22 protein-coding genes, 4 tRNA genes and 2 pseudogenes are annotated in these 22599 nt (G+C 70.6%); 22 read left to right on the plus strand and 6 right to left on the minus strand.

Translation table 11 applies throughout. The features are described from left to right. Nucleotides 1–26 precede the first annotated feature (26 nt). Nucleotides 27–929: pseudogene (locus V9G19_RS17215) on the minus strand (aminotransferase class I/II-fold pyridoxal phosphate-dependent enzyme); the annotation flags it as partial. 89 nt (nucleotides 930–1018) lie between these two features. On the opposite strand from V9G19_RS17215, the gene V9G19_RS17220 reads away from it, so the two are divergent. From V9G19_RS17220 to V9G19_RS17230, 3 genes are all read left to right on the plus strand, one after another. Further along, nucleotides 1019–2251: a homogentisate 1,2-dioxygenase domain-containing protein gene (locus V9G19_RS17220; RefSeq protein ID WP_462286653.1), complete on the plus strand. Its 1233-nt coding sequence runs from the start codon at nucleotides 1019–1021 to the stop codon at nucleotides 2249–2251. Between the two features lie 86 nt (nucleotides 2252–2337). Further along, nucleotides 2338–2961: an RNA polymerase sigma factor gene (locus V9G19_RS17225; protein WP_462286654.1), complete on the plus strand. Its 624-nt coding sequence runs from the start codon at nucleotides 2338–2340 to the stop codon at nucleotides 2959–2961. After that, complete coding sequence (locus tag V9G19_RS17230) at nucleotides 2958–3932, plus strand: hypothetical protein (protein ID WP_462286655.1); 975 nt, start codon at nucleotides 2958–2960, stop codon at nucleotides 3930–3932. Before V9G19_RS17225 ends, V9G19_RS17230 begins: the two co-directional genes overlap by 4 nt. Before the next feature lie 243 nt (nucleotides 3933–4175). Here the strand turns inward: V9G19_RS17230 and V9G19_RS17235 are convergent, their stop codons facing one another. Beyond that, on the minus strand, nucleotides 4176–5969 hold the full coding sequence (locus tag V9G19_RS17235) for an IS1634 family transposase (RefSeq protein ID WP_462286656.1): 1794 nt from the start codon (nucleotides 5967–5969) through the stop codon (nucleotides 4176–4178). A gap of 140 nt (nucleotides 5970–6109) precedes the next feature. On the opposite strand from V9G19_RS17235, the gene clpS reads away from it, so the two are divergent. Genes clpS through rdgB form a run of 6 tightly spaced genes read left to right on the plus strand, consistent with a single transcriptional unit; the run spans nucleotide 6110 to nucleotide 10206 of the window. Beyond that, on the plus strand, nucleotides 6110–6400 hold the full coding sequence (clpS, locus tag V9G19_RS17240; protein WP_462286657.1) for an ATP-dependent Clp protease adapter ClpS: 291 nt from the start codon (nucleotides 6110–6112) through the stop codon (nucleotides 6398–6400). Continuing rightward, nucleotides 6401–7054: a DUF2017 domain-containing protein gene (locus V9G19_RS17245; protein ID WP_462286658.1), complete on the plus strand. Its 654-nt coding sequence runs from the start codon at nucleotides 6401–6403 to the stop codon at nucleotides 7052–7054. It abuts the gene before it with no gap. A gap of 16 nt (nucleotides 7055–7070) precedes the next feature. Further along, entirely contained in the window at nucleotides 7071–7889 is an 819-nt protein-coding gene (gene murI / locus V9G19_RS17250; RefSeq protein WP_462286659.1) for a glutamate racemase, read from the plus strand. Next, complete coding sequence (locus V9G19_RS17255) at nucleotides 7890–8666, plus strand: MBL fold metallo-hydrolase (protein WP_462286660.1); 777 nt, start codon at nucleotides 7890–7892, stop codon at nucleotides 8664–8666. Nucleotides 8667–8677: 11 nt separating this feature from the next. After that, the gene (gene rph / locus V9G19_RS17260) at nucleotides 8678–9424 is read left to right on the plus strand and encodes a ribonuclease PH (RefSeq protein ID WP_462286661.1); all 747 of its coding nucleotides are present in this window, start codon (nucleotides 8678–8680) and stop codon (nucleotides 9422–9424) included. Further along, nucleotides 9421–10206 carry an RdgB/HAM1 family non-canonical purine NTP pyrophosphatase gene (gene rdgB / locus V9G19_RS17265; RefSeq protein WP_462286662.1) on the plus strand — a complete coding sequence of 262 codons (786 nt, stop codon included), beginning with the start codon at nucleotides 9421–9423 and terminating at the stop codon, nucleotides 10204–10206. The genes rph and rdgB overlap by 4 nt, the downstream gene beginning before the upstream one ends. Here the strand turns inward: rdgB and V9G19_RS17270 are convergent. Then, nucleotides 10153–10698 carry a YceI family protein gene (locus V9G19_RS17270; protein ID WP_462286663.1) on the minus strand — a complete coding sequence of 182 codons (546 nt, stop codon included), beginning with the start codon at nucleotides 10696–10698 and terminating at the stop codon, nucleotides 10153–10155. The genes rdgB and V9G19_RS17270 overlap by 54 nt on opposite strands. Nucleotides 10699–10779: 81 nt before the next feature. Next, nucleotides 10780–10861, minus strand: a tRNA-Leu gene (locus tag V9G19_RS17275). Between the two features lie 95 nt (nucleotides 10862–10956). Here V9G19_RS17275 and bcp point away from each other — a divergent pair. The 3 genes and pseudogenes from bcp to V9G19_RS17290 all read left to right on the plus strand — a co-directional run bounded on the left by bcp (nucleotide 10957) and on the right by V9G19_RS17290 (nucleotide 12065). Next, nucleotides 10957–11442, plus strand: a complete 486-nt coding sequence (bcp, locus tag V9G19_RS17280; RefSeq protein ID WP_462286664.1) for a thioredoxin-dependent thiol peroxidase — start codon at nucleotides 10957–10959, stop codon at nucleotides 11440–11442. Beyond that, nucleotides 11439–11714 (plus strand): DUF3618 domain-containing protein, encoded by a 276-nt coding sequence (locus V9G19_RS17285; RefSeq protein WP_462286665.1) that lies wholly within the window; start codon nucleotides 11439–11441, stop codon nucleotides 11712–11714. Before bcp ends, V9G19_RS17285 begins: the two co-directional genes overlap by 4 nt. Before the next feature lie 9 nt (nucleotides 11715–11723). Continuing rightward, nucleotides 11724–12065, plus strand: a pseudogene (locus V9G19_RS17290) (GroES family chaperonin). Nucleotides 12066–12174: 109 nt separating this feature from the next. Here the strand turns inward: V9G19_RS17290 and V9G19_RS17295 are convergent. After that, the gene (locus V9G19_RS17295) at nucleotides 12175–12528 is read right to left on the minus strand and encodes a YbaK/EbsC family protein (protein ID WP_462286666.1); all 354 of its coding nucleotides are present in this window, start codon (nucleotides 12526–12528) and stop codon (nucleotides 12175–12177) included. A gap of 222 nt (nucleotides 12529–12750) precedes the next feature. Here V9G19_RS17295 and V9G19_RS17300 point away from each other — a divergent pair, with 222 nt between their 5' ends. The 3 genes from V9G19_RS17300 (at nucleotide 12751) to V9G19_RS17310 (ending at nucleotide 13679) form a co-directional block, all read left to right on the plus strand. Then, on the plus strand, nucleotides 12751–13500 hold the full coding sequence (locus V9G19_RS17300; RefSeq protein ID WP_462286667.1) for a copper resistance CopC family protein: 750 nt from the start codon (nucleotides 12751–12753) through the stop codon (nucleotides 13498–13500). Then, nucleotides 13491–13563: transfer RNA gene (locus V9G19_RS17305), tRNA-Lys, on the plus strand. Before V9G19_RS17300 ends, V9G19_RS17305 begins: the two co-directional genes overlap by 10 nt. A gap of 40 nt (nucleotides 13564–13603) precedes the next feature. Next, a tRNA-His gene (locus V9G19_RS17310) sits at nucleotides 13604–13679 on the plus strand. Here the strand turns inward: V9G19_RS17310 and orn are convergent. Then, nucleotides 13672–14310, minus strand: coding sequence for an oligoribonuclease (gene orn / locus V9G19_RS17315; RefSeq protein WP_462286668.1), 639 nt, complete (start codon nucleotides 14308–14310; stop codon nucleotides 13672–13674). The genes V9G19_RS17310 and orn overlap by 8 nt on opposite strands. 42 nt (nucleotides 14311–14352) lie before the next feature. On the opposite strand from orn, the gene V9G19_RS17320 reads away from it, so the two are divergent. From V9G19_RS17320 to V9G19_RS17350, 7 genes are all read left to right on the plus strand, one after another. After that, nucleotides 14353–15576, plus strand: coding sequence for a PrsW family intramembrane metalloprotease (locus tag V9G19_RS17320; protein ID WP_462286669.1), 1224 nt, complete (start codon nucleotides 14353–14355; stop codon nucleotides 15574–15576). Between the two features lie 36 nt (nucleotides 15577–15612). Next, complete coding sequence (locus V9G19_RS17325) at nucleotides 15613–16839, plus strand: M20 metallopeptidase family protein (protein WP_462286670.1); 1227 nt, start codon at nucleotides 15613–15615, stop codon at nucleotides 16837–16839. 27 nt (nucleotides 16840–16866) lie between these two features. Further along, a tRNA-Arg gene (locus V9G19_RS17330) sits at nucleotides 16867–16940 on the plus strand. Between the two features lie 97 nt (nucleotides 16941–17037). After that, on the plus strand, nucleotides 17038–17979 hold the full coding sequence (locus V9G19_RS17335) for an EamA family transporter (protein WP_462286671.1): 942 nt from the start codon (nucleotides 17038–17040) through the stop codon (nucleotides 17977–17979). An 80-nt stretch (nucleotides 17980–18059) separates the two neighbouring features. Then, nucleotides 18060–19172 carry an alkaline phosphatase family protein gene (locus V9G19_RS17340; RefSeq protein ID WP_462286672.1) on the plus strand — a complete coding sequence of 371 codons (1113 nt, stop codon included), beginning with the start codon at nucleotides 18060–18062 and terminating at the stop codon, nucleotides 19170–19172. Between the two features lie 51 nt (nucleotides 19173–19223). Next, nucleotides 19224–20939, plus strand: coding sequence for a GTPase family protein (locus V9G19_RS17345; protein ID WP_462286673.1), 1716 nt, complete (start codon nucleotides 19224–19226; stop codon nucleotides 20937–20939). Then, on the plus strand, nucleotides 20936–22588 hold the full coding sequence (locus V9G19_RS17350; protein WP_462286674.1) for a GTPase: 1653 nt from the start codon (nucleotides 20936–20938) through the stop codon (nucleotides 22586–22588). Before V9G19_RS17345 ends, V9G19_RS17350 begins: the two co-directional genes overlap by 4 nt. Nucleotides 22589–22599: the final 11 nt, after the last annotated feature.

The following is a 22599-nucleotide window of genomic DNA, read 5'->3' on the forward strand; positions in this document are numbered from 1 at the left end:
TCGGGCAACAGCCGGCCGAGCAGCGCTCGGTTGGCGTCGAGGCGCTCGATCAACGCGGCCAGCCAGGGATCGCCATCGGTGTATGCCGCGACCGCGGCGACCACGCCGAGCGGGGACCAGGACTCGTTGCGGGCGGTGGGTTCGGCCTCGAGACGTTTGAACGTGCCGCGGTCGGTCGTGACGATCTGAGCGCATTTCAGGCCGGCGATGTTGAACGCCTTGGACGCCGCCACCACCGCGACCGCGTGGCCGGTGGTGCCCGGAACCGACAGATACGACACGTGTTCCGCCCCGGGCAGCACGAGGGGGGCGTGGATCTCGTCGCTGACCACCCGCGCCCCGTGCCGAGCGACGACATCGCGCAGGGCCTCCAGTTCCGATCGCCGGTAGACGCGTCCGGTCGGGTTGTGCGGCTGGGTGAGCAGCACGGTCCGCGCCCCCCGGCGCAAGGCCGCGTCGATGCCGGCGACGTCGAGTTCCGCTGTGGGAGAGTCGGGATCGGCCTCGACGAGGATGTGTTCGCGGCGGCATACGTGGGCGACGCCGAACTGCGGGTCGTATGCCGGTGCCGGTAGCACGATCGGGCCCGGCTCGCTGAGCACGTCGATCGCGATCCGCACGCCCATCGTCACGTCCGCGGTGGGGATCACCTGCTCCGGGTCGAGGTCCTGGCCGAAGTGGCGGGCGGCGAAGGCGGCATACGCCGACCCGAGCTCGCCACCAGCGGCGAACACCGGATAGCTGGTGAGCTGGTCGCGCACCGCCCGCTCCACCGCAGCGGCGATCGGCGGGGCGAGCGCGAAGTCCATCTCGGCCACCCAGGCGGGGATGACGCCCTCGGGAACCAGGCCCCACTTGAGCACGCTCGCGGCGCGCGCCTGCTCGTCGGTGTAGTCCCGGATCGCCACCTCGCTCATAGGCGCCATCATCGCCGGTATGGCATCACCGGCGCGCGCCGATACAGTGGCTGGCGGCGACGGGGGAGACCCTCCCGGCCGGTTCACGAAGAGGTGTTCACGTGGCGCACTACCAGCGCATGGGGAATGTCCCGCCCAAGCGGCATACGCAGCACCGCGATCCGAGCGGTCAGCTCTACTACGAGGAGCTGATGGGTGAGGAGGGCTTCTCCTCCGACTCCGCGCTGCTCTACCACCGGCGGATCCCGAGCGAGATCAGCGCCGCCGACGCCTGGGAGCTGCCCGACCAAAGCCTGACGCCGAACCATCCGCTCAAACCCCTGCATCTGAAGCTGCACGACCTCTTCCCCGCCGACCCGAGCGGCGTGGACGCGGTCACCGGGCGGCGGCTGGTGCTCGGCAACTCCGACGTCCGGATTTCGTATGTCGTGGCCGGCGCGCCGAGCCCGTTCTACCGCAACGCGATCGGCGACGAACTGGTCTATGTCGAGCGCGGTGGCGCCCGGGTCGAGACGGTGTTCGGTGCTTTCGACGTATGCCGCGGCGACTACTTGATCCTCCCGCGCGCCACCACTCACCGCTGGCTCCCGGTCGCCGCCGCCGACGATCCCGACGGCGAGCCGCTGCGCGCCTACTGCATCGAGGCAGCCAGCCACATCACCCCGCCGAAGGGCTATCTCTCCCGCTACGGGCAGCTGCTGGAGCACGCGCCCTATTGCGAGCGCGACCTGCGCGTCCCGGCCGGGCCGCTGCTCGCCGAGGACCTCGGCGCCGACCCGGGGCAGCAGACCCAGGTCTACGTCAAGCACCGCGGGCCGGGCAGCGGCGGGCTGGCCGGCACGATCTATACCCACCCCTTCCACGTGCTCGACGTCGTCGGCTGGGACGGCTGCCTGTTTCCCTATGCGTTCAACGTCTCCGACTACGAGCCGATCACCGGGCGGGTGCACCAGCCGCCGCCGGCGCACCAGGTGTGGGAAGGCTGGAACTTCGTCGTGTGCAATTTCGTCCCGCGCAAGGTCGACTACCACCCCCTCGCCATCCCGGTGCCCTACTACCACTCCAATGTCGACTCCGACGAGGTGATGTTCTACGTCGACGGCAACTATGAGGCGCGCAAGGGCTCCGGAATCGGGATGGGCTCGGTCTCGCTGCACCCGGGCGGGCACGCGCACGGCCCGCAGCCGGGCGCGATGGAGCGCTCGATCGGGGTCGAGGCGTTCGACGAGCTCGCGGTGATGGTCGACACCTTCAAACCGCTGGAACTCGGCGAGGGCGCGCTGGCGTGCGACGACGGGCGCTACCTGCTCTCCTGGAACACCCCGGCCGAGTGAGCCCGCCGCGCTAAGGACGTGGTGTAACGCCCGGCGGCATCCCGGACATGAGCCGAGCGAGAGGCCACCGGACGAAGGGGAGGGCCATGCCGCCGCCCAGGCGCCCGCCGAGCAGCGGGGTCGACCGCGGTGACGCCGACCGGTTCACGGAGCTGTTCGAGCGCACGCACCGCCCACTGCTCGCGTATGCCGTGCGCCGCGTCACCGACCCGGCCGACGCCGCCGATGTTGTCGCCGAGACCTTTGTGGTCGCCTGGCGGCGCATCGGCGAGGTCCCCAGCCCGGGGGACGACCGGCCCTGGCTGTATGGCGTAGCCCGCCGGGTGCTGGCCAACCACCACCGCGGCGAACGGCGCCGCGACGCGCTCGCCGACCGGCTACGGGACTCGCTCACCGAAGTCTCGGTCCCCGGACCGGAGCCCCGCGATATCTCCCCCGTGACCCGCGCGCTGGCCACGCTCGGTCCAGGTGACCAGGAGATCCTGCGGCTGCTCGCCTGGGAGGAGCTGACCCACGAGGAGATCGCTGTCGCGCTGGGGATCAGCCGGGGGTCGGTTCGGGTGCGCCTGCACCGCGCCCGCGCGCGCCTGGCCAACGCGATGACGGCACAAGGCGAGGAAAAAGACGCTGGGGTGCAACGGCATACACCTGCCGGACATGTCGTGAGTGGACGGAGATTCGCTCCGTCCGATGCGAAGGAGTTGTCATGACCGACGACCTGCTCACCCAGCTGACGGCCGCCGACCCGGCCACCCGGGTCGACCTCTCCCGCATCGACGAGACGGCGTTCGCGCCCCTGCGGGAAGGCATCCCCATGACCCCACGACCCACGACCACCCCGCGCAAGAGGCTGCGCAGGCGCACCATTGCCCTCGTTGCGGGAGCCGCGCTGCTCCTGGGCGGCACCGCGACTGCTGCCTACGACAAGTGGTATGCCGGCGGAGCCGCGGACGGGCTGACCTGCATGACCACCTGGGTCGATCCGCTGACCACCGAGAACGCCCCGTCGACGGGCGGCCCAGCCCTGACGACCGATCCCGTCGCCGACTGCCAGCGCTATCAGCGCGAGTCGGGGGAATCCGAGATCGCCAACCCCGTTGCCTTCAGCCGAAACGGTCAGGTCTTCGTCGTCCCTCGGGATCAGGTGCCCGCCGACGGGAATCCCCTGGGGGAGGCCCCTGCCGACACGGCGGCCGCCATGGAGTTGCGGTCTTCGCTCGGTGACTGGGTCGATGGTGGGGAGAGTGGATGTTACGACCGCACCACCGGCCCCGCCTTCATCCGGAAGGAGCTCGCCCGCCTCGGGTTGACCGGCTGGGAAGTCACGATCATGCCGGACAACCGTCCTTACGAAGAGGGCCCCTGCGGCTTCTTCGATGTCGACATGGCCAACTCCGAGGCCCGGTTCTTCCCCGATCGTCAGGAAGAGCGCAGCGCCGATGAGCCGCAGGGTGCCCTACCGTTCGTCTACGAGGTTCGTGAGGCCTTGCGCTCGAGCATCACGGACACCTGCCTGTCGGTCAGCGAGGCGGGGGCTGCGGCGAAGCGAGCCGTCGGCGCCGAACACCACTGGCCGACAACCGCGGTGGTCGACAATTCCGCGGACTGTGCACGGGTCGACATGCAGGTTGGTGGCAGCATCCAGATCACCGTCTACGGCCCCACGACCGCGACCGGCTGACCAGCCCAGCTCCGGCGGGGAATCTGAGGACCGTTCCGACCAGGAGGGGGCAGTCGAGCGCGCATACGGGAAGTGACCCGAGCGCGAGCCGTGGCGCGCGAAACTCCTGCCCCCGATGGTCCGGACGGTCCCCATCATCCAGACCGGCTGGGCACGCTCGCCTAAGCCGAAGTTACGGCTGGTTGACGTGGCGAACCCCCTGCTGGGCAGGGGGTTCGCTGGTTTGGGTGTTGGTGGTTCTGTCTACTTGCCGTTGATGGTTAGGGGGATGGGGGCGTTTAGGAGGGCGAAGGTGTGGCGTTGGGTGGGGGTGGGTTCGGCCAGGGTGGGCACGAGGGGTGTGGTGTGGTCGGTGCCGTAGCGCAGGTCGTTGCGGGTCAGGGTGGCGAGGTGTTTGAGCAGGGCCGGGAAGGACCGCACGGGCTGGTCGTGGTCGTCGGTGTGTCGGGAGGCTTTGCGGTCCGCGGCTGGGGAGCGGTGGGCGGGGGCGACCGGGTCGGCGGGTGTTGGCGGGTGTTCGTCGGTGTAGGTCAGGGGGGCTAGGGTGGCGCGTAGGTGCCAGGTCAGGTAGGCGGCGAGCATCACAATCAGGACGTGGGCGCGGACGCGGTCTTCGAGGCGGTGGTAGATCGGGCGCAGGTCGAGGTCGGTGGCTTTGATGCTGCGGAAGTCGCGTTCGACGTGGGCGAGGTTTTTGTAGGCCTGGACGATGCTGGCGGGGGTGAGGGTCTCGGCGGGCGTTGGGGTGCGTAGCACGTAGATGCCGTCGAGGGCGGCTTCGGCGGCGATCTGGCTGGTTTTGCGGGTGATCACCACGGTGGTGTCGGTGATGGTCAGGTCGAAGTGTTTGGCCATCGGGTATTTGTTGAGGAGTTTGCCGACCCGCAGGCCGATCGTGTCGGCGCCGGCTAGCCGGCCCTCGGCCACTGCTCGCTGGGTGGGGGCCAGGGCGGTTTCGGTGGCGGTGAGCAGGTCCTCGCGTTTGCGGGCGCGTTCGGTGGCCAGGAACGGGTTGCGGCAGGCGATCAGCCGTTCCCCGGGGTAGTCGGGGTGGCTGATTTCGGCCAGGTTGTGTTCATCGAACAGGGTTGGTTGAAGCGGGCCGCCCTCGGCGGCAAGGGTTTTGATCGCGGGGGCGCGGAGCGCGGTGATCCAGCCGAGGTCGGCTCGGGTGGCCGGGTCGGTGTTGGTGTGGCGGATCGCGGTGATCCGGGCGGTGGTGATCATGCCGCGGTCGCCGACCATGACCATCTCGGTGAGTTTGAAGGTGTCCCGCACCAGGGTGACGGCCTCGATGAACGCGGTGGGGTCGGCGGTGTTGCCGGGGAAGACCCGGATCGCGACCGGGCGACCGGCCGGGTCGGTCAGCAGCCCGTACTCGATCTGGGTGCGGTTCTTCTTCCCGTCGCGGGAGTAGCCGCGCCGGGCCAGTGGGCAGTGGCTGCCTTCCATCCACGAGGACGATAGGTCGAACAGCGCCATCCGGGCGGGGTTGGCGTCGGCGGCCAGGTGGCGCCGGGCCAGCTGCTTCTCGATCGCGTCCTGGCGCCCGAGTAGCCAGTCCATCGCCGCGTAGACCTCGTCGGTGGAGGCACCGGCCAGGTCGAGGTCGACGCCCAGGGTGGTGTCGGCCCACCAGGAGATGGTCGCCAGCTTCGAGCCGGGTGCCAGCACTCGGGCGATGATCAGCCCCATCGCCAGGTCCCGGGCCCGCCCGGGCGGCCCGAGTAGCCCGGGTAGGCCCAGGGCCCGGGCTTGGGCCCACACCGCGGCCACATGCCCGTGCGGCAGGGAGCGGGTGATGGTGGCGGCCTGGTCGGCCGGGATGAACGCCTGCCCGGCCAGGCAGGCCCGGATCACCTCGATCAGCTCGGCCGGCAGGTGGGAGAGGTTCGCGACCGTCTCGTTGCGCACCTTGCCGTTCTCCCGCCAGGAACGCCGCAACAGGTGGGTCTCGTAGTCCCGGGCCACCCCGTCCTTACCAACATAGTGACGACGGTGCGTGGTCACATGAACCGCTCCACCACGTTTCGCCATACCGCCAAAATATCACACCGTGCCGGATCGATCGATCCACTTTAGTGACGACACACCGAGGGGTTAGAAGCCGCATCACTGCAGGTCAAAACGGGGATCAGCCCTCAAACCACTCGCAACTTCGGCCTAAGCTGGTCGGTATGTCGATCGCGCCCGTCGAGCAGGAGGTCACCTCCGCCGGCACCGACGAGGCCCTCGACGTCCCGTGGATCACGCTGGTCTGGAACGACCCGGTCAACCTGATGTCCTATGTCACCTACGTCTTCCAGAGCTACTTTGGCTATCCCCGCGAGAAGGCCGAGAAGCTCATGCTCGATGTGCACAACCTCGGCAAGGCCGTCGTGAGCACGGGCCCGCGGGAAAAGATGGAGATTGACACCGAGGCGCTGCAGGGATACGGCCTGTGGGCGACCTTCCAGAAGGACTCCTGAATGGCCCGCGCCTTCGCCCGCCGCGGCCGCGGTGACGCCGCCCGATTCGTTGCCAAACTGGACGCCGAGGAGCGGGTGGTCGTCACCGGGTTGCTGCAGCAGGTTCTCGACCTGATCATGCCCGAGGAGCCCGTGCTCGACGCGAGCGTCCCGATCGATGATTTCGATGCGATTGTCGCCGGCCTGGGCCGCGACTTCGGTAGCACCCCCGAGTCACCGGGCGTCGGCGAGCTGGGCGGTCGCGGGCTGCCGGAGACACCCCGCGACCCCGCGCTCGACCGGCTCTTCCCGTCGGGCAACCGGGTCGATGCCCAGGCCGCCGCGGAGTTCCGCCGGCTCACCGAGGGAAGCCTGCGCACCCGCAAGGTCGCCGCCCTGATGGAGTGCATCGGGCTGCTCGACGACGTCCGCGGCGACAGCCTCGAACTCACCCCCGACCAAGCGCGCATCTTCCTCGTCGCGCTGACCGATGTGCGTCTGGTCGTCGGCGATCGGCTCGGGCTGCGCGAGGACGCCGACGCCGACGCTCTCGATGAGCGGGCCCTCGCCCTGGCCCCGGACGACCCGATCGTTTATGCGATCGCCGTCTATGACTTCCTCACCTGGCTGCAGGAGACGCTCGCCACGGCCATGCTCCCGAGCGCGGGTCGGTGATCTAGGCTCTCAGCTCGTGGCGGACGCACCGATCGGAATCTTCGATTCCGGCTACGGCGGCCTGACCGTCGCCCGCGCGGTGCTCGACCAACTGCCCCACGAGTCGATCGCCTATCTCGGTGATACCGCCCGGGCACCCTATGGCCCGCGCCCGATCGCCGAGACCCGTCGCTTTGCCCTGGAGTGCCTCGACCGGCTCGTCGATCACGGCGTCAAGATCCTCGTCATCGCGTGCAACACGGCCAGCGCCGCCGTCCTGCACGACGCCCGCGAGCGGTATGCCGTGCCCACCGTCGAGGTCATCCGCCCGGCCGTGCGCCGCGCCGCAGCGGCAACCCGCAACAAGCGGGTCGGCGTGATCTCCACCATGGGGACCCATCGCTCCCGGGCCTATATTGATGCGTTCGCCGCGGCGCCCGACATCCAGGTGACTTCGCAGCCGTGTCCGCGCTTCGTGGAGTTCGTTGAGTCGGGGGTGACCGGCGGCGCGGAGCTCCTCTCGGTTGCCAAGATGTATCTCAATCCGTTGGTGGACAAGGGAATCGACACCCTCGTCCTTGGTTGCACCCATTACCCGCTGCTCACCGGCGTGATCTCGTATGTCGTCGGTGAGGACGTGACGCTCGTGTCCTCGGCCGAGGAGACCGCCAAGGACGTCTATCGCACCCTCGCCGATCTCGACGCGCTGCGCCCCGACTCGCTGCCCAGCCCGTCGCACGGCTTTTCCACCACGGGAGACCCGCAGGAGTTCCGGCGGCTGGCGCGCCGCTTCCTCGGCCCCGAGGTCGACGATGTCTTCGGCAATCTCGCCCATCCGGCGCGGAAGGGGGCCTGAATGCGGCTGACGATCATCGGCTGTTCGGGCTCGTTCGCCGGCCCGGAATCGCCCGCCTCGTGCTATCTCATCCAGGCCGAGTCGGATGGGCGCACCCACCGGGTGCTGGTCGACCTCGGCAGCGGCGCGCTGGGCGCCCTGCAGCGCCACCTCGACCCGGCCGACATCGACGCGATCCTGCTCACCCACCTCCACCCCGACCACTGCCTCGACCTGACCGGGCTCTACGTCTACCGCAAGTACCACCCGACCCACGTCTTCGACCACCCGCTGCCCGTCTACGGTCCGGCGGGGGCACGGGAGCGGTTGCACGCGGCATACGAGGGAATCGACGCCGGCGGGATGGACGGGCAGTACCGCTTCCAGGTCATCACCGATGGCGACCGGCTCGGGTTCGGCCCGGTGCGCGTCACCGCCCGCGAGGTCCGGCACCCGGTGCAGGCCTATGGCTTCCGTGTCGAGGCCGACGGCGTCGTGCTTGCGCTGACCGGCGATACCGACTCCTGCCCGGCCCTGACCGACCTGTGTCGCGACGCCGACCTGGTCCTCGCCGATAGCGCCTTCGTCGAGGGCCGCGACGCCGAGCGCGGCATCCATCTGACCGGCCGCCGCGCCGCGGAGGCCGGGCTGGCCGGCGGTGCCCGCCGGCTGATGCTCACCCACATCCCGTCATGGAACGACCCGCAGGTATGTCGCGCGCAGGCCGGCGAGGTCTGGCCGGGCGAGGTCGAACTTGCCGAGCCGGGCGCGTCCTACGAGCTGCGAATCCGCGACTAACGTTGCCCGTCATGACCCGACATGACGGCCGCGCCCCTGACCAGCTGCGCGAGGTGCGCCTGACCCGCAACTGGCTCGATCACGCCGAGGGGAGCGTGCTCGTGGAGTTCGGGCGCACCCGCGTGCTGTGCGCCGCCTCCTTCACCGAGGGCGTGCCGCGCTGGCTTAAGGGCAAGGGCAGCGGGTGGGTGACCGCGGAATACGAGATGCTGCCGCGCTCGACCAACACCCGCAACGACCGGGAGTCGCGGCGCGGCAAGATCGGCGGCCGCACCCACGAGATCTCCCGCCTCGTCGGGCGCTCATTGCGGGCAGTGATCGACACCAAGGCCTTGGGGGAGAACACGATCGTGCTCGACTGCGACGTCCTGCAGGCCGACGGCGGCACCCGCACGGCGGCAATCACCGGCGCCTATGTCGCGCTCGCCGACGCCATCAGCGACGCGCGCGCCCGCGGGCTGATCCGGGAGCAGGCCGACCCATTGACCGGCTCGGTTGCCGCGGTCAGTGTCGGCATCGTCGCCGGCGCTCCGGTCCTGGACCTGGACTATCCGGAGGACGTCGGCGCCGCGACCGATATGAACGTCGTGATGACCGGCGACGGCCGGTTCGTCGAGGTGCAAGGCACCGCCGAGGGCGAGCCGTTCGACCGCGACCTGCTCGGCCGGCTGCTCGACCTGGCCACCTCCGGCTGCGCCGAGCTGACCCGGCTGCAGGCGATGGCGCTCGCCACGCCGGCGCGCGAGCGCCTCCGGTGAGCCGAACGCTGGTGCTCGCCACCCGCAACGAGCACAAGGTCGCGGAGCTGCGCCAGATCCTCGCGGACGTATGCCGGGATCTCGGTCTGGAGATCGTCGGCGTGGATGCCTTCCCGGGCGTCCCGGACGTGCCCGAGACCGAGGTCACCTTCCTCGGCAACGCCCGGCTCAAGGCCGTGGCGGTGACCGCGGCGACCGGTCTCCCCGCGATCGCGGACGACTCGGGCCTGGCCGTCGACGTCCTTGGCGGCTGCCCTGGCGTCTTTTCCGCCCGCTGGTCCGGGTCGGCGGCCGGCCCAGGCGCCACCCGGCAGGACATCGACGGGGCCAACCTGCGACTGCTGCTGGAACAACTGGCCGATGTGCCGCCGGACCACCGCCGGGCGGCGTTTGTGTGCGCGGCGGTGCTCGCGGTCCCGGGCGAGGACGGCCAGGTGGCCGAGGGCGCCGAGGGGGGCGTCATCGGTGTCGAAGGCCGGGTCGAGGGCGTGCTCGCCCACGAGCCACGCGGCACCTATGGCTTCGGCTATGACCCCTTGTTCATCCCCGATGTCGACCCGAGTCGCACGCTGGCCGAATTCAGCGACGCCGAAAAGAACGCGATCTCCCACCGCGGCAACGCCTTCCGGGCGATGGAGCCGATCCTGCGGGGACAGCTTCGGCGACTGACCGAGGCCGCGGGCGGGATCGGGTGGCGCCGGGCGGGATCGGGTGACGCCGTGGCCGCCTCAGTCGCTGAAGGCCACCTCCACTTCGACGTCGACGGCGTCGCGCAGCCGTAGCGTCCCCAGCATCGTCGAGAACGGTTTGATCCCGAAGTCGCTCTGCACGATGCTGCCGTGCAGTCGGGCGGTGCCGGGCTCGGGCTCGTCGAGGACGAGTTGGACGGGGTGGGTTTGGCCGTGCGCGGTCAGTTCGCCGGAGACGACCGCATCGGCCCAATTGCCCGATAGGCCGGTCGAGGTGAACGTCAGCTGCGGGTGGGTGGCGCTGCCCAACGACTTGGCCGCGTTCTTGCAGATGTCCCGCTTGTTGGACGCGGTGAGCGGCGTTGCCCCGCCGGAGCCGCCGATCACCTCGATGCTGGTCAGGTCGGCGGTTACCAGCAGATGCGACTCAGCGGCGGACGCGCCGACGTCCACGGTTGCCGACCAGGAACCGACCCGCAGGGTCAGGTTGTGGCCCATTGCCGCGGCCGCGCCCTCGGTGTAGGTCTTCAGGAGCAGATCGGCATGCTCCGGGGTCAGGTCATAGGTTCCGGCCGGGATCGCCACACCCATCAGTCTGGCCGCGCCGCGGGCCAGGGCAAGGGGAGTGTGATGACCCGAACACGTGTGACGACTCCGACATCGTCGTGCGCGAGGCGGGACTTGAACCCGCACACCCGAGGGCACCAGAACCTAAATCTGGCGCGTCTGCCAATTCCGCCACTCGCGCGTGGAAGCAACTCTAGTTCGGGCGAGCCTTCGGGCACTCGGCAGTTTCTCCTGGGATAGGTTGGCGACAGACCCAACCTGGCGAGAGGATGCCCCGTGACCGACCGGCTTCAGCCCGGCGACCGCGCTCCGGACTTCACGTTGCCCGACGACACGGGCACCGATGTCAGCCTGGACGACCTGCGCGGACACAAGGTCATCGTCTACTTCTATCCCAAGGCGATGACCGCGGGCTGCACGACCCAGGCCTGCGATTTCTCCGATTCGCTCGCCGGCTGGCAGGCCGACGGCTTCGAGGTGGTGGGCATTTCGCCCGACAGCCCGGCGGCGCTGGCGAAGTTCCGCGCCAAGGAGGGTCTGGGGATCCGGCTGCTCGCCGATCCCGCCAAGGAGGCCCTCACCGCGTGGGGCGCCTTCGGGGAGAAGAAGAACTACGGCAAGGTGGTCCAGGGCGTGATCCGTTCCACGTTCGTCCTCGACGAGCAGGGTGTCATCACCCATGCGTGGTACAACGTCAAGGCAGCCGGGCACGTCGCCAAGCTGCGCCGGGACCTCGGACTCGATCAAGGAAGTGCGCGATGAGCGACGAGAAGCCAGCCAACCAGTCGATCGCGCAGTTGCAGCAGGAGATCGAGGCCGCGCGCGGGCGCCTGGCCGTCACGATCGACGAGCTGACCGCCAAGGCTGCCCCCCGCGCGCTGCTGCAGCGGGAGAAGGACAACGCCAAGGCCCGGTTCGCCGCGGCCACCAAGACGCCCGAGGGCGACCTGCGAACCGAGCGGCTCGCCGCGGTGGCGGGTGCCGTGATCGTGGTGCTCGTGGTGCGTTGCATGCTGCGTCGACGCGGCCACTGACGCCCCTCGATGCCCAAGTCCAAGTCCGCGTCATCCCCGGGGCTGCCGATCCGGATGTTGCACGACCGGCTGCTGGTGAACGTCGAGGGTGAGCCGGGGGAGCGGCGCTCCGGCGGCGGCATCCTCATCCCGGCGACGGCGAGCGTCGGCAAACGCCTGGCGTGGGGCAGCGTCGTGGCAGCCGGCCCCAATGCGCGCCAGGTCGAGTCCGGGCGACCGGGTGCTCTTCGACCCCGAGGACCGCGCCGAGGTCGAGATCCAGGGCAAGGACTATCTCCTGCTGCGCGAGCGGGACCTGCATGCCATCGCCGCCGAGCGGGTGACCGAGGGCCCTCCGGCCTCTATCTCTGACCCCGTCCGGCAGCCCCGATCCGACCGGCTCCCGCTTAGATCCCCAAGCCGGGGACGATCTCCGCGCCGGGCAATGTCGGCGAACGCGGCACCGGGCAGGAGGATCTTGCTAGCGGCGCAGGCCACTGCCGATGATCGCCTGCTCCTGCGCCAGCAGACGCTCGTCGACGAAGAGCCGCCACCCGTCGGGCAGGCCGATCGGGGTGATCCCGCCATACTCCATCCCGGTCTCGGCGACGGCCCGGTCCATCGGGTGGAAGGAGGCCTTGCGCACGTCCAGTCGGCGCTTGGCCAGGTTGTTGACGTCGGCGCGCGTGTCGGCGGCGACCACGCACGCCGCCACCCGCTCCTGACCGTCGCGGCGCCCGGAGATCACGACGCAGTTGGCGCTGGCCGCCAGCGGCAGGTCGTATGCCGTGGTCAGCGCCTCGGTGTCGGCCAGCCCTGGGTCGATCGCGACCACGGCCAGCCGGAGGCGAGGGCAGGGTCCTCGGCCAGCACGGCTGCGACCGGCGGCGCGAGCAGATCGGTGTGCGCCGGCAACCGGGAGTGACTCCAGACCGGAGAACGAGAGCAGGTTCACCGGGTCACGATAACCGGCGGGCGGTCCACCCGGGCCCGTCGGGGCACTTGCCCGGCCAGGGCCGTCTCGAGGACACAAACAGCTTGAGGACACAATGAGAGCGTGCCCCTCACCGACTCGTTTCGCGGCTACCCACGCGCCCGCGTCCTGCCCGCGCTTGTCCTGTCCCTGCTCGCTCTCGCCGCCGCCCTCGCCCTCGCCGCTGCCCCGCCGGCGCAGGCACACGCCGCGCTCGTCTCCAGCGACCCGGCTGCCGACGAGCGGGTCAGCGCGGTGCCGACCCAGGTCGTGCTGCGGTTCAACGAGCAGGTCGCCGCGGGACTGGCGCAGGTGAGCGTCACCGACGGCGAGGGCCTGGCGATGACCGACGGCGAACCGAAGGTGTCCGGCGAGTCGGTCACCCAGCCGTTGCGCCCGGATCTCGCCGCGGGCAGCTACCTCGTCCGGTTCAAGGTCACCAGCGCCGACGGCCACCCGATCTCCGACGCCTACTCCTTCACGATCCCCGACGACGTGGCCCCCGCCGGCGAATCGAGCGCCCCGACCGGCTCGGCGACTCGCGACCGACTCGGCGACTGCGCCACCCTCCTCGGCGACCTCAGCCCCGAGCGCAGCGACCCCGTCCGCGACCGCCACCAGCGCCGCGGCGCCCGCGTCGGAGGTCTCCCCGCGCGCCCGGGCGATCACCACGCTGTGGCTGATCCTCATCCTGTCGATCCTCGCCCTGGTGACCGTGCTCGCGCTGATCGCGCGACGCGGCCGCAAGGCTCGCGGCAGCCACGGTGGCCACGGCCGATTCGATTAGGGCGGCCCCCGGCTGGGGTGCTAATGTCTCCCCTCGCGCGCCATTAGCTCAATTGGCAGAGCAGCTGACTCTTAATCAGCGGGTTCGGGGTTCGAGTCCCTGATGGCGCACGGGGCCGCCTTCGGCAAGACGCCACGTCCGGCCCGCATGGTGGGCGTAGCTCAGCTGGTAGAGCACCTGGTTGTGGTCCAGGATGTCGCGGGTTCGAGCCCCGTCGCTCACCCCACCGACGCATGCCGGGCGGCAATCGCCCGGGCGGTTGGCGTGTCCGGCCCCGGCTGAGCCACAAAGACCGCCTCCCGGTAGTAGCGCAACTCCTTGATCGACTCGCGGATGTCGGCCAACGCCCGGTGCCCACCGCACTTGGGCGGGGCGCTGAAGTAGGCCCGGGGATACCACCGGCGCGCCAACTCCTTGATCGACGAGACGTCGATGATCCGGTAGTGCAGCCAGTCGTCGAGGTCGGGCATGTCCCGGGCGAGGAAGCCCCGGTCGGTGGCGACCGTGTTGCCACCCAGCGGCGCCTTGCGCGGCTCGGGCACCCAGGCCTTGACGTAGTCGAGGACCGCCGCGGACGCCGCCGGCAGCGTCACTCCCTCGGCGAGGGCATCGAGCAGGCCGGAAGTCGTGTGCATCTGCCGGACGACGTCGCTCATCTGCGCCAGGGCCTCGGGCGGGGGAGCGATGACCAGGTCGACGCCCTCACCGAGCTGATTGAGGTCGAAGTCGGTGACCAGGGCGGCAACCTCGATGAGCGCGTCGGATACCAACGAGAGCCCGGTCATCTCGCAGTCGATCCAGACGATCCGATCCTTGCTGGCGCGATCGGGTGCGGTGGAGGCGACGGGTTCGGTCACGTCGCCCACCCTAGCCCCGGCCCCTCGACTAGCCTGCTCATCATGTCCTGGCCGAGCCAACCCGCCGTTCCGACCGGCTCCACGCCGCCCGGTCCGTATGCCGCGGGCTCGCCAGCTCCATACGACCCCGCCTATGACCCCGGTCCGGTGCGCCCGACCAGCCGCACCGGCATCCGCAGCTGGTTGCTGACCGGTGTCGTCGTGACCGGCTTCGCGATCGCGACGCTCGCCCTGACCGCATACTTCGGGGCGTCTCTCGGGGTGGTCACGGCCTTCTTCGGGCTCGTGCTCGCGGCGATCCCGCTCGGCGTCGTCGTCCCGACCTTCTTGTGGCTCGACCGTTTCGAAGCCGAACCGACGAAATACCTGGTCACCGCCTTCCTGTGGGGCGCCCTGGTCGCGGCCCTGCTCGCCGGCCTGTTCAACACCGGCGCAATGCTCGTCATCCAGGCCTCGACCGACGCCTCGTCGGCGATGCTGACGACAGCCGTTGTTGTCGCACCCGTGGTCGAAGAGAGCCTCAAGGGTGTCCTCGTGCTGCTCGTTTGGCGGCTGCGGCGGCGCGAGTTCGACGGGCTGACCGACGGGATGGTTTATGCCGGGATCACCGCCGCCGGGTTCGCGTTCACCGAAAACATCCAGTATCTGGGTCAGGCCTATCTCGAGGGCGGCAGCCAAATGCTCGCGGCGACCTTCGTCGGGCGCGGGCTGCTCTCTCCCTTTGCCCACCCGATGTTCACGATCCTGACCGGCATCGGCGTCGGCATCGCCGCGAGCGCCCGGTCCGCGGGCGTTCGGGTGTTCGCGCCGGTCGTGGGCTGGCTGCTTGCGGTCACTGCCCACGGCCTGTGGAATCTGTCGGCCGTCACCGGCGGCGCGGGGCTGCTCGTCGGCTATTTCATCGTGGGCGTGCCCATTTTCCTCGGCTTTGTCTGCCTGATCATCTGGACCCGCCGCCGCGAGGGCCGGGCCATCGGCCGCCATCTGAGCCCGTATGCCGACGCCGGCTGGCTCAGCCCGAGCGAGGTTGCGATGCTCGCCCACATGGGCCATCGACGGGAGGCGCGGATGTGGGCCAAGACCAACTCCGGCCGCCCGGGATTGGCGGCGATGCGAGAGTTCCAGGACGCCGCCTCGGAGCTGGCGCTGCTGCGCCAGCGGATGTATCACCACGCGGCCGACGACCACGCCCTGCAGGCCGAGCGCCGACTGCTCGACACCATGACCGTGGCCCGCCGGGCGTTTGTCGGAACGCCGGCGCGCTGAGCCCGACGCCTCGGGAAGCAACGAAAGGACCCTGCCGTGACCGCCCCCGCCCACTGCCCGCCGGCCGGCGTCCCCGGCGCCCTGGCGAGCGCCCTGATCGCCCTGCGCCGGGCAATCCACCGCGACCCGGAGATCGGGATGCACCTGCCCGCGACCCAGCAGCGGATCGTCGATGCGCTCGCCGGATTGGATCTGGAGATCACCCTGGGGCGGGAACTCAGCTCGGTCGTCGCGGTGCTGCGCGGCGGCGCCGCGCCCGACGGGGAGCGGCGACGGGCGGTGCTGCTGCGCGGCGACATGGACGCGCTGCCGCTGGCTGAGCGGCTCGACGTCGACTATGCCTCCGAACGTGACGGGGTCATGCACGCGTGCGGGCACGACCTGCACGTCGCCGGGCTCGTCGGCGCGGCCCACCTGCTGCGCGCTCGCCGAGACGAACTCGCCGGCGACGTCGTGTTCATGTTCCAGCCCGGGGAGGAGGGCCCGGGCGGGGCCGTGGTGATGCTCGACGAGGGCCTCCTGGAGGCGGCGGGCTCGCCGGTCGTGGCGGCATACGCGCTGCATGTCGGCTCGGCGGGCCATCCGCTGGGAACGTGGTATGGCCGGCCCGGGCCGATGATGGCCGCGGCCGACGAGTGCGTGATCCGAGTCGTGGGGGAGGGCGGCCACGGCTCCCAGCCGCACCTGGCCAAGGACCCGGTGCCGGTCGCGTGCGAGATCGTGCTCGCGTTGCAGCTGATGGTGACCCGCCAGTTCGACGCGATGGACCCGATGGTCGTGACCGTCGGCAAAATCGCCGGGGGAACCAAGGACAACATCATCCCCGACGACGCGAGGATCGAGCTGACCGTGCGAACCTTCTCCACCGCCAACCGCGACCGGGTGCACGAGGCGATCCGCCGGGTCGCGGACGGCATCAGTGCCGCCCACGGGCTGAGCGCCGAGGTCACAACGCTGATGGGCTACCCGGTGACGGTCAACGATGACACCGAATACGCCTTCCTGCGGGCGACCGTCGAGGACATTTTCGGCGCGCAGCGGCATACCGAGATGGCCCATCCCGAGGCCGGGGCCGAAGACTTCGCGTTCGTCGCGCAGCGGGTGCCCTCGGCATACGTCTTCCTCTCCGCCTGCCCGGCCGAGGACCCGGCGAGCGCGCCCGACAACCACTCGCCCCGGGCGCACTTCGACGACGTCGTCCTGCCCGACCAGGCGGTCCTGCTTGCCGAACTCGCCATCCGGCGGCTGGCCGACCCGCGCTGACCCCGCCGTGCATACACTCTCTGCGTTGCCTCCGTAGCTCAGGTGGATAGAGCAAGGGCCTTCTAATCCCGAGGTCGCAGGTTCGAGTCCTGCCGGGGGCGCAGAGCCGGGCCGGCCCGGCGGTAACTGGAGGACTCCACACCCGAGGCCGGGCCGCTCGACCTGCCGCAGTCGCAACGGGCGCGATGATGACTCGTTGTGACGACTCCTCGAGCCACTGGAGCGCCGCTCACCGGCGGGGTCTGGCTGGCGCTCGCCGTGGTCTACGCCGCGTGGGGCTCGATCTTTGTCGGCATCAAGCTGACCATCCAGGGCTTTCCACCATTGGGCTCGATGGCAGTTCGCTTCCTCATCGCCGGGGCACTGATGCTCGTCTGGGTCGGCTGGCGCGACGGGCGCGGCGCGATCGCGCTGGGGAGCGTGCACGAGGTTAACGTCGCCACCTTGGGGGTGCTGCTGCTCGGGTTCGGCAACGGCGGCAACGCGATCGGGCAACTGCTCGGCGTCCCCTCCGGGACCACCGCCTTGATCGTCGCGACCGTGCCGATGTTCGTGGTGGCTCTGGGGCTGTTCGAGGGCAACCGCCCGAGCCCGTGGTCGATGGGAGCGATCGCGCTCGGCGTCATCGGTATGGCGATCCTCGTCGGCGGCGGTTCAGGTGCGGCGCTCCCGACGACGGGCGTCCTCGCCGTGCTGCTGGGCTGCCTGACCTGGGCGTTGGGCTCGTGGCTGCAGCCACGCCTGCTCCGGCCGGAAAACCCGATCGCCACCGCCAGCTACCAGATGCTCGCCGCGGGGGTGTTCTTGCTCTTCTGCGCTGTCGTGCGCGGTGAGCGGTTGCCCTCCCGGGTCGAGCCGGTGTCGGTTGCGGCGCTGGGCTACCTCATCGTCGTCGGATCGATCGTCGGTTTCACGTGCTATTCCTGGTTGCTCGGGCGGGCCCCGCTCAACCTCATCGCGACCCACACCTTCGTCAACCCGGTGGTTGCGGTCTCGCTCGGCGCGGCCATCGCCGGTGAACAGCTCAGCGGCCGGGTCCTCGCTGGTGGCCTGGTCATTGTGCTGGCGGTCGTGCTCACCATCGCCGATCACGTCCGGCGGCCCGGCAGCGCGGCAAGCCCGCCAGCCGAAACGCGCTGAGAACGAACGCTAGGATTCGGCTTGCCCGGGATTGCCTCGCCAAAGCAGGCGATGGACCGGGCCCGACGGCGGAGGTCGACATGCGTGCTCGAAGGTGGCTGGGCGTCGCCGCAGTGGCGACGGCAGGGATCGCCGTGGGCGGGGCCGGGGCAGCGAACGCCCGGGTGGACGCACCCGCGGCCAACCCGGCCGCAGCGGCCCCCCCGATCAAGCACCTGTTCATCATCAACATCGAGAACAAGGGCTACGCCAAGACGTGGGGCCCGACGTCCAAGGCGCCCTACCTCGCCCGCACCCTGCGCAGCAAGGGGGTGCTGTTGAGCGACTACTACGGCACCGCCCACAACAGCCAGCCCAACTACATCGCCCAGATCTCCGGGCAGGGCCCCAACCGCAAGATGCAGTACGGCTGCGTCGTCTACTCGCCGTTCAAGGTCACCGGGACGGCGGCGTATGGCCAGTATGTCGGCTCGGGGTGTGTCTTCCCCGCGCAGGTCAAGCATCTGCCCGGGCAACTGCAGGCCAAGGGACTGCGGTGGAAGGGCTACATGCAGGACATGGGCACGCCGTGCCGGCACCCGGCCATCGGGGCCAAGGACGACACCCAGCACGCGGAGGTCGGCGATCAGTATGCCGCGCGGCATAACCCGTTCGTCTACTTCCGCTCGATCATCGACTCGCCCAGCTGCGAGAAGAATGTCGTCGACCTGAGTCGGCTGACCACTGACCTGCGCAGCGTCGCGACGACGCCCAACTACGTCTATATCTCTCCCGACCTGTGCAACGACGGCCACGACATCCCGTGTGTTGACGGGAGAGCAGGTGGGCTGCCGCAGATCGACAAGTGGATGAAGGCCTGGGTGCCCAAGATTCTGGACTCGCCGGCGTTCAAGCAGGACGGGGCATTGGTCATCACCGCCGACGAGGCCGAGACCCGCGACTCCACGGCGTGCTGCGGCGAGGGCCCCGCCCCGAACGCGCCGCTGCCGGGCATCGACGGCCTCGGCGGTGGCCGCATCGGCGCGTTGGTCATCTCCCGCTTCGCCCGCCCGGGCACAGCGACCACGCGGGACTACAACCACTACTCGCTGCTCGCCTCAACGCAGGACATCTTCACCGTGCCCTACCTCGGGTATGCCGCCAAGCCCGCCCTGCCCCGCTTCGGCCGGGATGTGTGGAACGCCGCGTGGTGAGGCAGCCCGGTAAGGCCGGGTGAAGGGCACCTGGTGCCATAAGGTGCGCATGTGAGCGACGAGCGAGCCGACAGCGCCCAGCTGCTCGCCGCCGTCCGAGGCTTCCGTGAGGTCGTGGCCGCCTCGACGCTGCCGCTGGATCTGCCCAGCACCGCCGCCGCCAAGGACAATCGCGCCGCGCTGCTGCGCCAGCTCGACGACTACGTGATCCCCAGGCTGTCCTCGATTGACGCGCCGCTGCTCGCGGTCATCGGCGGGTCGACGGGCGCGGGCAAGTCGACGCTGGTCAACTCGATCCTGCGCCGCGAGGTCAGCGCCTCGGGCGTGATCCGGCCGACGACGACCAGCCCGGTGCTCGTCCATCACCCCCAGGACGCGCACTGGTTCACCGATACCCGGATCCTGCCCGGTCTGGCCCGGGTCACCGGACCGCAGCCGCACGACGATGCCGGCGAGACCGTCCGCCTGGTCGACTCGAGTGAGCTGCCGCCCGGGCTGGCGTTGCTCGATGCCCCCGACATCGACTCGGTGGTCGCGGCCAACCGCGGCCTGGCGCGCCAACTGCTCGCCGCCGCCGACCTCTGGCTCTTTGTCACGACTGCCGCCCGGTATGCCGATGCCGTCCCGTGGGAGCTGTTGCGCCAGGCCTCCGATCGCGGGACGGCGGTCGCGATCGTCTTGGACCGCGTCCCCCCGGAGGTGATGGGCGAGGTGCGGCCGCATTTCGTGGAGATGCTGCGCGAGCAGGGTCTCGGCACGGCGCCGGTCTTCCCGATCCCGGAGACCACGCTCGACGAGCGCGGGCTGCTGCCCGAGACCGATATCGCCCGGCTGCGGTCCTGGCTGAGCGATCTGGCTGCCGACGCCGGCGCCCGGGAGAGCGTCGTGCGACAAACCCTCGACGGGGCATTGGCCTCCCTCGACGAGCGCTCCGAGGAGCTGGTTTCGGCCAGCCGCACCCAGCAACGCGTCGTCGCCGAGCTGCAAGAGGTCGTCGACCGCTCCTACCGGCAGGCAGGCACCGGCATCGAGGATGGGATGTCCGATGGGCGCCTGCTGCGCGGCGAGGTGCTCGCCCGCTGGCAGGACTATGTCGGCACCGGCGAGTTCTTCAAGAAGGTCGAGGCCGGCGTCTCCCGCATCCGGGACCGGATCACCGATGCCCTGACCGGGCGGGGCTCGGCGCAGAAGGCCGAGGCGGTCGACGACGCTCTGCAGACCGGGGTGGCTCAGCTGATCGAGGCCAACGCGGACAGCGCGGCGATCGAGATCGCCCGCACCTGGCGCGGCCTGCCCGCAGGCGAGGAAATCCTCGGCCTGCACCCCGAGCTGGCCCGCGCGTCCACGGGGTTTGCCGCCGACGTCGACCGTGCCGTCCGCGCGTGGCAGGGCGAGGTGCTCGACCTGGTGCGGGCCGAGGGCGGCGAGCGGCGCACCAACGCCCGGATCGCGGCATACGGGATCAACGGGGTCGGCGTGTTCTTGATGCTTGTCACCTTCACCCACACCGCCGGGCTGAGCGGCGCCGAGGTCGGCATCGCCGGCGGCACTGCGGTCTTGGCCCAGCGGGTGCTCGAGGCGATCTTTGGCGACCAGGCCGTCCGGACGATGGCGACCAGGGCGCGGGAGGCGCTGCGCGGTCACGTCGATGCGCTCATCACCGCCGAGGCGCAGCGGTATGCCGCGGCCATCGGGTCGGTCCACGTCCCGGCCGATCAGGCCGACCGCCTCTCCCGGGCGCTCGACCGGGTCCAGGCGGTGCGATGAGCCCGTTGAAGTTCGGCCGCGGCGGCGCGTCCACGGTCACCGCGGAGAGCCTGCGCGCCCACGCAGACGCCCTCGATCAGGCCCTGCAGAGCGGGGGAGGCGATCTCGACCCCACCAAGGCCGGCGAGGCCAGGGCGGTGTTGACCAAGGTCACCGAGCGGGGCCGCCACTCGGCGTCGCACACGGTGGTCGCCTTCGCCGGCGCCACGGGCAGCGGCAAGTCCTCGCTGTTCAACGCCGTCGTCGGCGCCAACATCGCCACGATCGGCGCTCGGCGGCCCACGACATCGACACCCACCGCGGCGATCTGGGGCGCCGAGCCCGCCGGTGACCTGCTCGACTGGCTCGAGGTCGGCGCCCGGCATCACGTCGCCGACGACGCCGGCTCGCCGCTCGAGGGCTTGGTGCTGCTCGATCTGCCGGACTTCGACTCCCGCGAAAGCGCCAACCGCGCCGAGGCCGAGCGCGTCCTGGAGCGGGTCGACGTCTTCGTCTGGGTGACCGATCCGCAAAAATATGCCGACGCCCGCCTGCACGACGACTATGTCGCGGCGATGCGGCACTACGACGCGGTCACGCTGGTCGTGCTCAACCAGGCCGACCGGCTCACCGAGTCGCAATTGGCGCAATGCCTCGCCGACCTCAAGCGGCTGCTGGAGCGAGACGGCCTGGTCAAGGCGCAGGTGCTCGCGACCTCGGCCCGGACCAAACTCGGCGTCCCCGAACTGCGCGCCCGGCTCGCCGCGGCGGTCGAAGGCGCGAACGCCGCCCGCACCCGGCTGGATGCCGACGTGCGCACCAGCGCCGATCAGCTGCGCACCGACGTCGCCGACAGCGAGGTCGGTGTCTCGGAGGAGACCACCCGAGCCCTCATCGACGCCCTCGGGCGCGCCGCCGGCATCCCCGCGGTCGTCGACGCCGTCGCCCGTGACTACCGGCGCGAAGCGATCGCGGCGACCGGCTGGCCGTTCACCCGGTGGCTGGTCAAACTGCGTCCCGCCCCGCTGCGCCGGCTGCGCCTGGAGCCCGGGGAGCGGCCACCGGCCGAGATCACCGACGCGGACATCCGGCGCAGTGTCGGCCGCTCCTCGCTCCCGGTGGCCACGCCGGCCGCCCGGGCCGCCGTCGACTTGGCGGCGCGACGCCTGGCCGACACCGCAGCCGCCGGCCTGCCGCGACGGTGGGCCGAGACGATCGCCGCGGCCGCGCTTCCCCGCCAGGACCGTCTCGCCGACGATCTCGACCAGGCGATCATGACGACCCCGCTGCGGGGACACCGGCCACTGTGGTGGGCGGTCTTCCGGTTCCTGCAGTTCCTCGGTGCGCTGGCCGTGGTCGCCGGCCTGATCTGGCTGCTGGTCATCATGGCCTTCGGCTGGTTGCAACTGCCCGACCTGCCGCTGCCTCACCTCGGCCCGTTCGCGCTGCCGTTCGTGCTGCTCGCCGGGGGCCTGCTCCTCGGGTGGCTGCTCGCGCTGCTGTCGCGGTGGCTGGCTGGCGTCGGCGCCCGCCGCCACGCCCGCCGCGCCGAGCGCCGGCTGCACGCGGCCATCGAGCAGGTCGTCGCCGCCGTCATCCTCGACCCGGTCCGGGCGGTCTTGGCACGCCACCGCGCGACCCGCGAGCGCCTGGACGCGGCCCGAACCTAGCCGGGGCACCG

The organism is Nostocoides sp. (genome assembly GCF_037045025.1).
GTDB lineage: Bacteria > Actinomycetota > Actinomycetes > Actinomycetales > Dermatophilaceae > Nostocoides_A.

Bases quoted from the DNA above. Each gene is read 5' to 3' on its own strand.
- V9G19_RS17350 (WP_462286674.1), top strand. From the start codon at position 20,936: ATGAGCCCGTTGAAGTTCGGCCGCGGCGGCGCGTCCACGGTCACCGCG.
- V9G19_RS17285 (WP_462286665.1), top strand. From the start codon at position 11,439: ATGAGCGACGAGAAGCCAGCCAACCAGTCGATCGCGCAGTTGCAGCAG.
- V9G19_RS17255 (WP_462286660.1), top strand. From the start codon at position 7,890: ATGCGGCTGACGATCATCGGCTGTTCGGGCTCGTTCGCCGGCCCGGAA.
- V9G19_RS17320 (WP_462286669.1), top strand. From the start codon at position 14,353: ATGTCCTGGCCGAGCCAACCCGCCGTTCCGACCGGCTCCACGCCGCCC.
- V9G19_RS17340 (WP_462286672.1), top strand. From the start codon at position 18,060: ATGCGTGCTCGAAGGTGGCTGGGCGTCGCCGCAGTGGCGACGGCAGGG.
- V9G19_RS17245 (WP_462286658.1), top strand. From the start codon at position 6,401: ATGGCCCGCGCCTTCGCCCGCCGCGGCCGCGGTGACGCCGCCCGATTC.
- rph (WP_462286661.1), top strand. From the start codon at position 8,678: ATGACCCGACATGACGGCCGCGCCCCTGACCAGCTGCGCGAGGTGCGC.
- V9G19_RS17225 (WP_462286654.1), top strand. From the start codon at position 2,338: ATGCCGCCGCCCAGGCGCCCGCCGAGCAGCGGGGTCGACCGCGGTGAC.
- V9G19_RS17230 (WP_462286655.1), top strand. From the start codon at position 2,958: ATGACCGACGACCTGCTCACCCAGCTGACGGCCGCCGACCCGGCCACC.
- V9G19_RS17235 (WP_462286656.1), bottom strand. From the start codon at position 5,969: ATGGCGAAACGTGGTGGAGCGGTTCATGTGACCACGCACCGTCGTCAC.
- clpS (WP_462286657.1), top strand. From the start codon at position 6,110: ATGTCGATCGCGCCCGTCGAGCAGGAGGTCACCTCCGCCGGCACCGAC.